A 12631-nucleotide genomic window follows, 5' to 3' on the forward strand; every position below is an offset into this window, starting at 1 on the left:
CAGCCCCACCTATCTCAGTTCCCCCGCGGCAAGCCACCGAGCTTCCCGCTGCCGCCACCACCGGCGAGCAATTGGAGATCCCCGGTTTCCGGGTGCAGCTGCGTAACTTCGAGGGCCCATTTGATCTGCTCTTAGAGCTCATCTCCGCGCGCAAAATGGATATCACCGATATTGCGCTTGCCGAAGTCACCGATGAGTTCATCGCCTATACCCGCAGCCTCGGCGGGGGCGCCGCGGAATTAGAAGAAACCACAGAATTCCTGGTGGTCGCCGCCACTTTGTTGGATCTGAAAGCCGCCCGCCTGGTTCCCCGCGGGGAAGTAGATGATGAAGATGACCTCGCTCTGCTAGAAACCCGCGACCTTCTTTTCGCCCGCCTTTTGCAGTACAAGGCCTATAAACAGGTCGCTGAATTGTTCGCGCAGTGGCATCGCGACGCCCGCCAAAGTTACCCGCGCGCCGTGGGCCCGGAGGAGTCCTTCGCGCATCTGCTTCCCCCTGTGGTGCTCAACCACACTCCGGATAGTTTCGCGCAGCTAGCGGCCAGTGTCTTTCGCCCCCGCCCGCCCGAGGAGGTCGGCACCGCGCACCTGCACCAGGTGGCGGTCAGCGTCCCGGAGCAAGCCGGCCGCATCCTGGATACCTTGCGGCTGGTAGGTGCCCATGAATGGTTGAGTTTCACCCGCTTAACCCATGATTGTTCGGTGTCGATGGAAATCATTGGCCGTTTCCTAGCCTTGTTGGAACTCTACAAGGCCCGCGCCATTGACACTTCCCAGGAAGAGGCCTTAGGTGAGCTGAAGATCTCCTGGACGGGAATTGATGTTGACCCAGCTGTTGTTGCTGCCAGCAATTGGGATTAATAAGCACCTAAGATGGTGCACATGACTGACCTATCCACCGGAATGCCCACCCCTCTCATTAATGCCGCCTGGCTGGTGGAACACCTTTCCGAAGTCACCATTTTATGCACTTCCATGGGCCCCAATCCCCCTACTAAGGGAATTCCCGGCGCCATGTTGGTCGATCATGAAGGCTGCATTTCTGATCCCAATTCCGGCCTCCCGCACACCGCCCCGGAGAATCTCGCCGCTTTATTTATGACCCTTGATGCGCTGGCTAAAACACAGCCCAACCAGATTGATCCGCAGGATATTTCCGAACTTATTCAAGATAAATCCCGCGACCAACAATTAGCGGTCGACCTTCGCCCCATTGTGGTTTATGACGCCGACCATGGGGTCACCGCCCCGCGCCTATGGTGGCTCGCACACCACTGCGCAGGCATCCCGCAGGTCGCAGTACTCGACGGTGGATTGGACGCCTGGCTGGCCGCCGGCGGGGAACTCAGCGAGCTGTCCAACCCCCTTAAAGATGTGCCTGCCATCGGCGTGGCCGGGGACTATGACACTCTCGTGGATGCGCAAACAGTCTGCGATGTCCTCGACGACCCAGGCGTGGTTGTGGTGGATGCGCGTAGTCGCGGCCGTTTCCAAGCCACCGAACCGGAACCTCGCGAGGGGATGCGCGGCGGGCATATGCCCGGTGCGAAAAACCTTCCCTTTAGCGAACTTTATGATTCCCAAGGCTGCTTTAAATCCCCCCAAGAGCTGCGCGACATCTTCCAGGACGCCATCGGGCTTACCCCTAAAGAAGCCGATGATAAAGACCTTATTTTCAGCTGCGGTTCCGGTATTACCGCCTGCGTTGATGCTTTAGGAGCCACCCTCGCTGGTTATCCGAACCTCAACATTTACGAAGGTTCTTGGTCCGAATGGGGTCAGGAAAACGCCCAATGGCCGGTGGTCACCAATGAGTGATCTTCCACTCATTGATCCCTTAAGATCTCAGCTGGAATCCATCCTGCTGGTCATCGATCACCCCGTCGATATCCCCACCCTCGCACGCGTGCTGCAGACCGAAGATTCCCAGGTCAAGAGCATGCTTTCCGAGATCGAGGAGGAGCTTAGCGCGCGCGGCTCAGGTATTGAGCTGCGTGAGGTAGACGACGGTTGGAGGTTTTATACGCGAAGAGCCAACGCCGACGTCGTCGAAGCTTTCCTACTGGACGGTTCCCAGACCAGGTTGTCTCGCGCAGCCTTAGAAACCCTCGCCGTGGTGGCCTACCGCCAACCAGTAACCCGCAGCCAAGTCTCCGCAGTACGCGGGGTCAATGTTGATGGCGTGATGCGCACCCTCGCGCTTCGTGGGCTGATCAAAGAGGTCGATCCTGATGAGTCCACCGGCGCCCACCGCTATGAAACCACCCAATTATTTTTAGAGCTTCTAGGAATTGAGTCCTTAGATCGGCTTCCTGATTTGGCACCATTATTGCCCGATATCGATTCGATTGAGGAAGAGTTTTAAGCATTTGTGCGGTAGAGTCGCCTGAAGCACTACTTACAACCGAAGATTATTTTGAGAGGACACGATCAACGTGACCCCACCCGCTCGCCGAGACGGCACACCGGAAAAGAAGGGCTTCCGATCACGAAGCTCCTCCGATGACAAGCCTGCGCGCCCCCAACGTGAACGCACCGCCTATGGTGATGGCGCACCGCGCTTCGAACCCGAAAACATGCAAAAGGTTGCACCCCCAGAGGTACAACCCTCCTTCGCACGCCCAGCGAAAAAACAGCACAAAAAACTCGACCGCACCTTGCCCCAAGGTGAAGGCATTCGCCTCCAAAAGGTGCTGGCCCAAGCCGGGGTTGCTTCTCGACGTCACGCTGAAATCATGATCGACCATGGTCGTGTGGAAGTAAATGGCAAAATCGTGACCGTGCAGGGCATGCGCGTTAACCCCAATGTTGATGTCATCCGCGTTGATGGGGTGCGCATCAATGTCAATGAAGATCTCGAATACTTCATTCTCAACAAACCCCGCGGCATGCAATCGACCATGAGCGATGAATACGGCCGCCCCTGCATTGGCGATCTGATCAGCGAAAGGATTGTCTCCGGGCAACGCCTCTTCCACGTTGGTCGCCTCGATGCGGACACCGAAGGTCTCATCTTGCTCACCAACGATGGCGAATTAGCTAACCGACTCATGCATCCACGTTATGAGGTATCAAAAACCTACCTAGCAACCGTGCTCGGCGAAGCGGATCGTCGACTGGTCCGCCAGCTGCGTGAAGGCATCGAACTTGAAGACGGCCTGGCGAAGGCTGACTTCGCCCAGATCATTGACACCTTCAATGGCAAAACCTTGATCCGTATTGAGCTGCATGAAGGCCGCAAACACATTGTGCGCCGCATGCTCAAAGAATCCGGTTACCCAGTTGAACGCCTGGTGCGTACTCGCCTGCACACCGTGCAGCTGGGGGAGCAAAAACCAGGTACCTTGCGGGCCCTGAATACCGCGGAGCTCACCAGCTTGTATAAGGCGGTGGAAATGTGAGCGAGTTAATCTCCAACCTTGCTGACGGTGGCCTGCTGCTCACCGTCGATGGCCCCTCCGGTACCGGCAAGTCCACCACCTGCCGGCGCCTCGCTAAAGAACTCAACGCTGCCTATGTCGATACCGGTGCCATGTACCGCGTCGCCACTTTGGCGGTACTCCATGCTGGGGTAGACCCCGCTGATACCGCTGCGGTTATCGAAGTAACCCGCACACTGCCCATGGAAGTATCCGAGGACCCGCAGTCCACCGAAGTGCTGCTCGCCGGCCGCGATGTGTCCGAAGATATCCGCAGCGCTGAGGTCACCGGCTCCGTATCAGCTGTATCTGCGATCCCCGAGGTACGCCACAACCTGGTAGAGCTACAACGCAGCCTCGCCCGCGGTGCCCGGCGCGCCATTGTCGAAGGCCGCGATATTGGTACCGTGGTGCTTCCCGATGCGCCGTGCAAAGTCTTTTTAACCGCTAGCGCACAGGTGCGTGCCCAGCGCCGCCATGAGCAGAATCTGACTGCCGGTCGCGATAGCGATTTCGAGCAGGTACTAGCTGATGTGCAGCGCCGCGATGAACTAGATTCCAGCCGCGCCACCTCACCGCTGAAACCCGCAGAGGACGCCCACATTATTGACACCTCGAACTTGAGCATGGACGAGGTCATTGCCACCTTGACCCAGCTGCTTCGCGAAGGAGGACAGTGCTGATGACTACAGATGATCAGAACCCTCAAGACATGAACCCCGCCGAAGAAGAGTTGGGCTTCGAAGATGAAACCACCTTCCTACAGGTAGGCCCCGGCGAGGAAGTCTTCGAGTTTGATGAAGACGAGTTCGCCGACCCCGATTTCGGCGAAGATTTCTCCGAAGAAGACTGGGAACGCATCGAAGCTGCCTTCGGTGTCGAAGACCAAGAACACCTAGAAGAAAACCTCTGCACGGTAGCCATTGTGGGTCGACCGAATGTGGGCAAGTCCACGCTGGTGAACCGCTTTATTGGGCGCCGTGAAGCAGTGGTCGAAGATTTCCCCGGTGTTACCCGCGACCGCATTAGCTACCTTGCTGACTGGGGTGGCCAGCGTTTCTGGGTGCAAGATACCGGCGGCTGGGACCCCAACCAAAAAGGTATCCATGGGGCCATTGCCCGCCAGGCTGATGTGGCCATGGACTCCGCTGATGTCATTGTGATGGTGGTCGATACCAAGGTGGGCATCACCGAAACTGATGAGATTATGGCGCGGAAATTACAGCGCGCTAAAGTCCCGGTCATCCTGGTGGCCAATAAATTCGACTCCGATTCCCAATTCGCCGATATGGCGGAGTTCTATGCTCTAGGCCTGGGTGATCCCTTCCCGGTATCAGCACAGCATGGTCGCGGCGGCGCGGATGTGCTCGATGAGATCTTAAAGTCCTTCCCGGAAACGCCCCGCAAAACCTCCATTGTGGAAGGCCCCCGCAGGGTTGCGCTGGTAGGTAAACCCAATGTGGGTAAATCCTCCTTGCTCAATAAATTTGCGAAGGAAGAACGCAGCGTCGTCGATGATGTTGCCGGTACCACCGTTGACCCGGTGGATTCCCTGGTGCAGCTCGACCAGAAGCTCTGGCGCTTCGTGGATACCGCTGGGCTGCGCAAGAAAGTCAAGACCGCCAGCGGGCATGAATACTATGCCTCCCTGCGTACCCGCGCGGCCATTGAGTCCGCGGAAGTCTGCATTATGCTCATCGACTCCTCGCAACCAGTTACCGAACAGGATCAGCGTGTGCTCGCGATGATCCTGGATGCTGGTAAAGCCCTGGTACTCGCTTTTAATAAGTGGGATCTCATGGACGAGGATCGTCGCAGCGAATTAGATCGCGAACTCGACCTCCAGCTCAACCACATTCCGTGGGTGAAGCGAGTGAATATCTCGGCGAAAACCGGGCGTGCTTTGCAGCGCCTGGAACCGGCAATGATTGAAGCACTTGATAACTGGGATCGTCGTATTACCACCGGCCAGTTGAATAACTGGGTGCGTGAAACCATTGCGAAGAACCCGCCGCCGATGAAGGGTGGGCGCTTACCGCGCGTGCTCTTTGCCACCCAAGCATCCACCCGCCCACCGGTGATTGTGCTTTTCACCACCGGCTTCTTGGATGCTGGTTATCGTCGCTATTTGGAGCGCATGTTCCGCGAAAGCTTCGGCTTCGATGGCACCCCGGTGCGCATTGCGGTGCGCGTGCGCGAACGCCGTAAGCGTAAATAGGGCGTTAGCGGCTTAGCAGGAAAGCATCCACGCGATAGGGCAGGTCAATGACCTGCCCTTTGGCATATCCAAGGTGCTCATACAGGTACCAATCAAGATTCGCCGTAACTCGCTGCCTACTGCGCTGATTAGCACGTAACCAATAACTACGGGTGTGGGTGAGTAGATGAATATCTTCAGGGGTTATTGGGGTTACCCAGCGCTTACGCACGGTTCGGCTGATCTGCCAGGGCTTATGGATACTCGGAATGAACCCTTCAGCTAAAACATCTCCGGCGTGCATAATGCGGCTAAGCCGATGCACCCAGGGGATGGACACATCCAAGGTATTCCACGCTAGGAGCACGCTACCGCCGGGGCGGATAATGCGATCAAGTTCCAGGCAGGCTACCTGGCTATCGCACCAATGCCAGGACTGCCCACAACAGGCAGCATCCACACTATCGGCCTTAAGCGCGGTGGCTTCCGCGGTAGCCCGCCAGGCGGGCCCGAGCTTCTTAGCGGCGGCGACGCGCACCATATCGGCGCTGGGGTCGAGGAGGAAGAGTTCATGCCCGCGGGCTGCCAATAGGCTTGCTAGTTGCCCAGTCCCGCAACCAATATCCACCACCGTGGTGAGCTCAGCTGGCATCAGCTCAACGACGTCGGCGGGGTAACCGGGCCGCACCAGGTCATAAAGCTCAGCACCACTATCGAAAGCCCGCGCTGTTTGGTGGCGGTGTTGGGGACTATGGAAGAGCGGTTGGTGGCGCTTGGATAGCGGTGGGATCGGCGGGTTGGGGTTATTCATCGCGTTTCTGAGTGTAATTGTTGACAGAACTCCACGAACCCATGGGTAAGACCGCGGCCGCCGCGAATAATATCGCTATCGACTGCGCGCATGCGGGCTTCCATTTCTTGGGCGTCACCACCGGTATTCGCCCACCATTGGCCCATGATCGTGGGGGTGACTTCGGGGTGGAATTGCACGCCCCAACGATTCCCTAGGCGAAATGCTTGAAGGTATTTCTCGGAATACGCCAGCTCTACATCCCCTGGCGGTAGGCAGGCAACAGAGTCATAGTGCGAGAGCGCACACATGATGTTGCTGGCATGCGTCATTGCCCCAACAACCGGATCATCAGTAGCTGCGGGATGAAAGTGCACGCGAAAAGCCCCATCTTCCGGGCCCTTGGGATCGGCGATATGTAATTGACCCCCGAAGGCCTCGGCTAAAATTTGGTGCCCCAGGCAGACCCCAAGGATAGGGGCGGTAATGCTGCAAAGATACTGCTTGAGGGGAGCTAACCAACTAATAGTGTCATCTTGGGCATCCATGCGGCCACCTAAGACGATGATGCCGTGGGTGTGAGTGGGGAAGCGGAGTTCATGAAAAAGCTCAATGAGATCCACCTGGGCGCCGGTTTCTTCTAGCCAGGTGTGCATCCTGGCTAGAGGGCAGATGGGGTCTGGTTGGAAAACACTAATACGCATGGCACAAGAAGTAGATCAGAGGCGGGGATAAAGGGCTTATCTTAAAGGGCCCTTGGGTGAGCATCTTATAGCGAGGCTCTGCGGAGTTTCCGCTGCTAAGAAATAACGTTGTAGCCCGCTGTGGGGAAGGAGGGTTATCGTAAATCTCACAGGCAAACCTCAGATGCGTGGTTTGCGGAAGTCGTGGAGTCTCCAACACAGGCACGCGGCCAGAATGGAAGGAGAAAACATGCTGTTAGTAGCGGCTCTTAATGCTGCATTAGGACTGATCATCGTTGGCGCCGTGTGCTTATCAATCCCCAAAGACGCAGCCTCCGGGAGCATCTCTAGGAACGCCGCCATTGGGATTAGAACCCGGGAGACAAAGAAAACTGAAGAAGGATGGCGCGCCGGGCACCTGGCGGCAACCCCGATCCTGACAACCACCGGGAAAGCCGGCCTCATTATTGCAGCGGTACTTGTTGTCTTGGGTTTCTTTGGTGAGAAATTAAGTACCCTCACCATTACTGTTGGGGTACTTGGCTACGTTGTGGTGATTGGTGGGGTTCTGTGGGCCAAAGTCGTGGCGAATGTTGCCGCCAAAGCGGCGAATCGCTTAGCGTAGAGCCACGCTTAATCTCCGGCTACTCGCGTGAGGGCAGAAGATGGTGTGGCATACCCCAGCCCCGTGGGAAGTGTGGCGTGCGCAGTCGGCGATGCTTGCGGGTCTCGGGGAAAGCCCAAATAATAGTGTGGGTGCCCGTGACATGCGAAAACAGGCCCTACCGAAAGATTTTCGGTCTGGCCTGTTTTAGCTGGTCGGACTGACAGGATTTGAACCTGCGACCCCTTGACCCCCAGTCAAGTGCGCTACCAAGCTGCGCCACAGTCCGGGAAGTTCACACCTTGCGGCGTGGGACTTCGTACAGGTTACAACCTTGTGATCAACCTTGTCTAATCCGCAGGTCAAGGAGGCTAGATTGCCTCTTGATAGAACCAGTTTTTGTCCCTCTTATAAAAGCGTGAAGTTTCGCGCTGAACCCCGCGGGCAGCGCCACGATAATGCGCCGCGAACTCCACGACACCTTCCACATCGAAGGGGCCGCCGCGCTCGGTGCGCAGGATCTCCAATAAATAGAATTCCGGGGCATCAGGGTGCTCGAGTTCCAGGGATTGCGGGCGAGTGATGGGATCCCAGGTGTTAAGGAGATAGGCGGCGTCGCGCACCACGTAGGCACTAAAACGAGAACGCATGAGCATCTCCGCTGTGGGAGCGGGGCGCTCACCGCGGTGCAGGGGCGCGCAACACTCGCCATAGCGCAGGCCAGTGCCGCAGGGGCAACGCTGGGTATCTTCGATCATTAGTGCAGCTTATCGGTGATTTCCAGGCCGCGCAGCAAACGTGCAACGGGGGTGTTAAGACCGGTGATTAAACGCGCGCGCTGGGCATCGTTGAGCTCACCTTCGATGCGGATATGGCGGGTCACCGAACCGGCATCATCACTGCGGGGAACGACATTGACCTGCACCGCATCAACCTTAAGGCGACCAGTTTTCGCGGCCTTACGGATGGCTTGGGAAGTATCGGCTGCAAGCGCGGTGTAGATCAGCTCCATAGTGCAATGACCCTGGCCCTTACCGCCGTCGGATTTATCGCGATCAAGAGTGATCTCGCCGTGTTCGCTGCGGGCAAGATCCCCAAACTTAGAGCCCTTAATGGAACGCACCTCAACCTCATGCTCATCAAGAATCGGGGTGGCAGAGTGATCCTCTAGATAAGGCTCCACCCATTCAGCAATGAGATGCCCGGCGCGCTGCGCGGTGCCTTGGCGGGTACAGAGGTGATCAGCCTTATCCAAGGCCACCAGCGACTTGGGGTAGCGGGTGAGTTGGAAAATCTTCTGGGCATTATCCACGCCCACCGTGGTGTCGATAGGGGAGTGTAAAAGCAATAGCGGCTTGCGCAGGCGCGGAAGATAGGAGGCGACATCGGTATCGGCGAGATCTTCGAGAAAGCTACGCGAAATAGTGATTTCGCGGCCACCCAAGATGACGGTAACCGCGCCTTGTTCATCAACATCTTTAATGCGGTCGGCATAGTGCAGCACCGAGTGCGCGGGATCAAAAGGCGCACCGATGGTGGAGACCGCCTTCAGAGAACGGATCTGGCCGGCGGCTTTCAGTGCTGCGGCGCCGCCAAGGGAGTGGCCAATGAGAAGCTGCGGGGCTTCGTAGTTTTCTTCAAGCCAGCTGGCGGCGGCGAGGATATCGTTGACATTCTCGCTAAAGCAGGTGTCGCCGAACTCCCCGGTGGATTGACCAAGACCGGGAAAATCGAAACGCAGGGCGGCGATGCCATGTTCGGCGAGGGTCTTGCACACCCGGGAGGCGGCGGGGGTGAAACGAGAGCCGGTGAAGCAGTGAGCAAACATGGCGTAGGCGCGGGGCTTGGCATCGGGCATGTCGATGGTGCCGGCCATGGTGTGGCCCTTGCTGGACGCTAACTTCACGTTGATCGAATGCATGCGGAGTCCTGTAGGGGGTGTTTTAGAAACTGTGGGTAGGTGTACTCAACGGCTAGTGTATGCGCCCCAGGCGCACCTGCGGCTGAGGTGTGCATTAAGGTTTTCGGTGTCAGTGAAGTGAACCTCAACTAGGGAAGAGGGCCGACCCCCGTGGCGCGATTTAACTGGTTCTGGAAAGCAATGGGTGCAAGCTCGACGCGCAACCAGAAGAAGTCCTTGGCGATCGTCGCGCAGGCTGAAGAAGTCCGCGCGGAATTAACCCAACTTGATGCTGATACGCTGCGTCAACGCGCCCGGGATTCGCTAGGCAACCAAGCTGAATTATTAGCCGTGCTGGGAGAAATCGCGCACCGCACCCTCGGGTTTGAGCCTTTTGCAGTGCAACTCCAAGGTGTCCTACGTCTCATTGATGGGGATGTTGTTCATATGGCCACCGGCGAGGGGAAAACTCTAGTGGGCGCGATGGCGGCGGCCGCTTTTGGGCTACAAGGCAAGCGCGTGCACATGATTACCGTCAATGATTATTTGGCGCGCCGGGATGCGCAGTGGATGGGGCCCATGGTGGAGTTCCTGGGCTTAAGCGTGGGCTGGATTAATGCCGATATGCCAGCCGAGCAACGCCGTGAAGCCTATAGATGCGATGTGGTGTACGGGCCGGTTAATGAGATCGGTTTTGATGTGCTGCGGGACCGTCAAGTAACTGACCCCTCAGCATTGGTGCAGGCCCCAGCGGATGTGGCGCTGATTGATGAGGCCGATAGCGTGCTGGTGGATGAAGCTTTGGTGCCGTTGGTGCTAGCTGGTTCGCAGCCAGGAAGTGCGCCAACTGGGCGGATTACTGATGTGGTGCGGGGGCTGAAAGAAGATGAAGATTTTGAGGTTTCCGAGGACCGCCGCACTGTTTTCTTGAATGAAGAAGGCGCAGACAAGGTGGAAGCTGCCTTAGGGATTTCTAGCTTGTATGACGATGAGCATGTGGGCAGCACCTTGGTACAGGTGAATTTGGCTTTGCATGCCCGCGCACTACTAATCCGCGATATCCACTACCTGGTACGCGATGGCAAGGTGCAGCTGATTGATGCCTCGCGGGGGCGGGTGGCTGATTTGCAGCGCTGGCCGGATGGCTTGCAGGCCGCGGTGGAAGCTAAGGAAGGTCTAGCGGTAACTGAGGGTGGGCGCATCCTAGATACCATCACCATTCAGGCACTCATGGGCCGCTACCCGATGCTGTGCGGGATGACCGGCACCGCGGTGGAAGCTACTGATCAGCTGCACCAATTCTATGGTTTAGGGGTGTCTGTCATTGAGCGGCATCGCCCGCTGCAACGCTTTGATGAAGCTGATCGCATCTACGCCACGGTGGCGGAGAAGAATGCTGCGATTGTGCAAGAAATTGCCGCTGTGCATGCCACCGGGCAGCCAGTGTTGGTGGGAACCCATGATGTGGCGGAATCTGAGGGCCTGGCTGAGGCTTTAGCTGAGCGCGGCATTGAGGTGAATGTGCTTAATGCCAAAAATGATGCTGAGGAAGCCCGCATTATTGCCGAGGCGGGGGACCTGGGGCGGGTGACTGTTTCTACCCAGATGGCTGGGCGCGGTACCGATATTCGCTTGGGTGGTGCCGATGAAGCGGACCATGATCAGGTGGCGACACTTGGTGGGTTGGCGGTAATTGGTACGGCGCGGCACCGGAGTAGCCGTTTGGATAACCAACTAAGGGGGCGTGCGGGGCGCCAAGGTGACCCCGGATTGAGTGTGTTTTTTGTCTCCCTGGAAGATGATGTGGTGGTCAGTGGTGGCTCCGGTGAGCAGATCACCGCGCACCCGGATCCGGATACCGGGATGATTAACCAGAAGCGGGTGCACGACTTTATCGGACACTGCCAGCGGGTTACCGAAGGACAGCTACTGGAGATCCACTCCCAAACCTGGAAGTACAACAAGCTGCTGACTGATCAACGAGAGATCATTGATGAGCGCCGCCAGCGTCTCCTCGAAGAACCGGACTATGCCTGGCAGGATCTAGCCAAGCGGGCCTCGGATAGAGCTGCGGAGCTCGCTGATCTGCCAGAAGAAATCCGCTGGCAGGCGGCCCGCGAGATCATGTTGTTCCACTTGGATGATTCCTGGGCGGAGCATTTGGAGCTGATGGATGATGTGCGCGAGTCGATCCATTTGCGGGCGATTGCAAAAGAAACCCCCTTGGATGAGTTCCACCGCATTGCGGTACGGGAGTTTAAGGAGTTAGTGCAACGTGCCGTTGATGAGGCGGTAGAGAGCTTCAAAAAGGTCACCATTGACCATGAGGGAGCTCATTTGGCGGATGCTGGGAGGGCGCGTCCTTCTGCGACATGGACCTATATGGTCTCTGATAATCCGCTGGCTGGAAGCGGTAACTCAGTGCTCAAAGGCATCGGCGCAATTTTCCGATAAGCCCAGTAGGGGAGCCACTTCGCGAGAAGAAGGCTTCTTGTCCGCTACGATAGAGAGCATTGCAATACGCAAATCCGACGAACCCGGAGGTTATAAAATTATGAGCGACAACACCGGCGCTCCCGAAGTCCAGGTTGAGACCACCTCGGTCTTCCGTGCCGATCTGCTCAAGGAGATGGAATCGGGTGCCAGCCAGGCTCCCGCAGCTGCTAACGGTGCGGAGAACCTTCCGGAAGGCGCAGCTTTATTAGTGGTTAAGCGTGGCCCGAATGCTGGGGCTCGCTTCTTGCTCGACCGCGAAACCACCACCGCTGGTCGCCACCCTGAATCCGATATCTTCCTCGATGATGTGACTGTGTCGCGTCGCCACGCGGAATTCCGCATTAACGATGGCTCCTTCGAGGTTGTGGACGTCGGATCCCTCAACGGCACCTACGTTAACCGTGAACCGCGCAACTCCCAGGTGCTCTCCACCGGCGATGAAATCCAGATCGGTAAGTTCCGTTTGGTCTTCCTAGCCGGCCCAGCCAAATAATCCGATTCTTTTCTAGGAGCGCCACTTACTCACCCGGAAACCGGGTA

The 12631-nt window shown here is 57.3% G+C and carries 13 protein-coding genes and 1 tRNA gene; 9 read left to right on the forward strand and 5 right to left on the reverse strand.

Annotated features, from left to right (window positions below):
* Positions 1 to 11 precede the first annotated feature (11 nt).
* The 6 genes from BMZ01_RS05880 to der all read left to right on the forward strand — a co-directional run bounded on the left by BMZ01_RS05880 (position 12) and on the right by der (position 5639).
* Positions 12 to 863: a segregation and condensation protein A gene (locus tag BMZ01_RS05880; RefSeq protein WP_092285608.1), complete on the forward strand. Its 852-nt coding sequence runs from the start codon at positions 12 to 14 to the stop codon at positions 861 to 863.
* Positions 864 to 884: 21 nt separating this feature from the next.
* Positions 885 to 1820 carry a sulfurtransferase gene (locus BMZ01_RS05885; RefSeq protein ID WP_223845799.1) on the forward strand — a complete coding sequence of 312 codons (936 nt, stop codon included), beginning with the start codon at positions 885 to 887 and terminating at the stop codon, positions 1818 to 1820.
* Positions 1813 to 2367 carry an SMC-Scp complex subunit ScpB gene (gene scpB / locus BMZ01_RS05890; RefSeq protein WP_092285438.1) on the forward strand — a complete coding sequence of 185 codons (555 nt, stop codon included), beginning with the start codon at positions 1813 to 1815 and terminating at the stop codon, positions 2365 to 2367. The genes BMZ01_RS05885 and scpB overlap by 8 nt, the downstream gene beginning before the upstream one ends.
* A gap of 70 nt (positions 2368 to 2437) precedes the next feature.
* Positions 2438 to 3403, forward strand: a complete 966-nt coding sequence (locus BMZ01_RS05895; protein ID WP_177180086.1) for a pseudouridine synthase — start codon at positions 2438 to 2440, stop codon at positions 3401 to 3403.
* Positions 3400 to 4104, forward strand: coding sequence for a (d)CMP kinase (gene cmk, locus BMZ01_RS05900; protein ID WP_092285440.1), 705 nt, complete (start codon positions 3400 to 3402; stop codon positions 4102 to 4104). The genes BMZ01_RS05895 and cmk overlap by 4 nt, the downstream gene beginning before the upstream one ends.
* Complete coding sequence (gene der / locus BMZ01_RS05905) at positions 4104 to 5639, forward strand: ribosome biogenesis GTPase Der (protein WP_092285442.1); 1536 nt, start codon at positions 4104 to 4106, stop codon at positions 5637 to 5639. The genes cmk and der overlap by 1 nt, the downstream gene beginning before the upstream one ends.
* Before the next feature lie 4 nt (positions 5640 to 5643).
* Here the strand turns inward: der and BMZ01_RS05910 are convergent, their stop codons facing one another.
* Positions 5644 to 6429 (reverse strand): class I SAM-dependent methyltransferase, encoded by a 786-nt coding sequence (locus BMZ01_RS05910; protein ID WP_092285444.1) that lies wholly within the window; start codon positions 6427 to 6429, stop codon positions 5644 to 5646.
* Positions 6426 to 7112: a type 1 glutamine amidotransferase gene (locus tag BMZ01_RS05915; RefSeq protein ID WP_092285446.1), complete on the reverse strand. Its 687-nt coding sequence runs from the start codon at positions 7110 to 7112 to the stop codon at positions 6426 to 6428. Before BMZ01_RS05915 ends, BMZ01_RS05910 begins: the two co-directional genes overlap by 4 nt.
* Positions 7113 to 7341: 229 nt before the next feature.
* Here BMZ01_RS05915 and BMZ01_RS05920 point away from each other — a divergent pair, with 229 nt between their 5' ends.
* Positions 7342 to 7716: an SdpI family protein gene (locus BMZ01_RS05920; RefSeq protein ID WP_092285448.1), complete on the forward strand. Its 375-nt coding sequence runs from the start codon at positions 7342 to 7344 to the stop codon at positions 7714 to 7716.
* A 191-nt stretch (positions 7717 to 7907) separates the two neighbouring features.
* On the opposite strand, the gene BMZ01_RS05925 is transcribed toward BMZ01_RS05920, so the two are convergent.
* The 3 genes from BMZ01_RS05925 to BMZ01_RS05935 all read right to left on the reverse strand — a co-directional run bounded on the left by BMZ01_RS05925 (position 7908) and on the right by BMZ01_RS05935 (position 9616).
* A tRNA-Pro gene (locus BMZ01_RS05925) sits at positions 7908 to 7984 on the reverse strand.
* 82 nt (positions 7985 to 8066) lie between these two features.
* Complete coding sequence (locus tag BMZ01_RS05930) at positions 8067 to 8453, reverse strand: YchJ family protein (protein WP_092285450.1); 387 nt, start codon at positions 8451 to 8453, stop codon at positions 8067 to 8069.
* Positions 8453 to 9616, reverse strand: a complete 1164-nt coding sequence (locus BMZ01_RS05935; protein ID WP_092285452.1) for a bifunctional alpha/beta hydrolase/OsmC family protein — start codon at positions 9614 to 9616, stop codon at positions 8453 to 8455. Before BMZ01_RS05935 ends, BMZ01_RS05930 begins: the two co-directional genes overlap by 1 nt.
* Before the next feature lie 150 nt (positions 9617 to 9766).
* On the opposite strand from BMZ01_RS05935, the gene secA2 reads away from it, so the two are divergent.
* Both secA2 and odhI read left to right on the forward strand, forming a co-directional pair.
* Positions 9767 to 12049 (forward strand): accessory Sec system translocase SecA2, encoded by a 2283-nt coding sequence (gene secA2, locus BMZ01_RS05940; RefSeq protein WP_092285454.1) that lies wholly within the window; start codon positions 9767 to 9769, stop codon positions 12047 to 12049.
* Between the two features lie 100 nt (positions 12050 to 12149).
* Positions 12150 to 12584 carry an oxoglutarate dehydrogenase inhibitor Odhl gene (odhI, locus tag BMZ01_RS05945; RefSeq protein ID WP_092285456.1) on the forward strand — a complete coding sequence of 145 codons (435 nt, stop codon included), beginning with the start codon at positions 12150 to 12152 and terminating at the stop codon, positions 12582 to 12584.
* The last annotated feature ends 47 nt before the right edge of the window (positions 12585 to 12631 follow it).

This window comes from Corynebacterium spheniscorum, assembly GCF_900113445.1.
Lineage (GTDB): Bacteria > Actinomycetota > Actinomycetes > Mycobacteriales > Mycobacteriaceae > Corynebacterium > Corynebacterium spheniscorum.

Coding starts and splice junctions, on each gene's coding strand:
- BMZ01_RS05930 (WP_092285450.1), bottom strand. CDS start 8,453: ATGATCGAAGATACCCAGCGTTGCCCCTGCGGCACTGGCCTGCGCTAT.
- BMZ01_RS05910 (WP_092285444.1), bottom strand. CDS start 6,429: ATGAATAACCCCAACCCGCCGATCCCACCGCTATCCAAGCGCCACCAA.
- der (WP_092285442.1), top strand. CDS start 4,104: ATGACTACAGATGATCAGAACCCTCAAGACATGAACCCCGCCGAAGAA.
- scpB (WP_092285438.1), top strand. CDS start 1,813: ATGAGTGATCTTCCACTCATTGATCCCTTAAGATCTCAGCTGGAATCC.
- BMZ01_RS05920 (WP_092285448.1), top strand. CDS start 7,342: ATGCTGTTAGTAGCGGCTCTTAATGCTGCATTAGGACTGATCATCGTT.
- BMZ01_RS05915 (WP_092285446.1), bottom strand. CDS start 7,112: ATGCGTATTAGTGTTTTCCAACCAGACCCCATCTGCCCTCTAGCCAGG.
- BMZ01_RS05935 (WP_092285452.1), bottom strand. CDS start 9,616: ATGCATTCGATCAACGTGAAGTTAGCGTCCAGCAAGGGCCACACCATG.
- odhI (WP_092285456.1), top strand. CDS start 12,150: ATGAGCGACAACACCGGCGCTCCCGAAGTCCAGGTTGAGACCACCTCG.
- BMZ01_RS05885 (WP_223845799.1), top strand. CDS start 885: ATGACTGACCTATCCACCGGAATGCCCACCCCTCTCATTAATGCCGCC.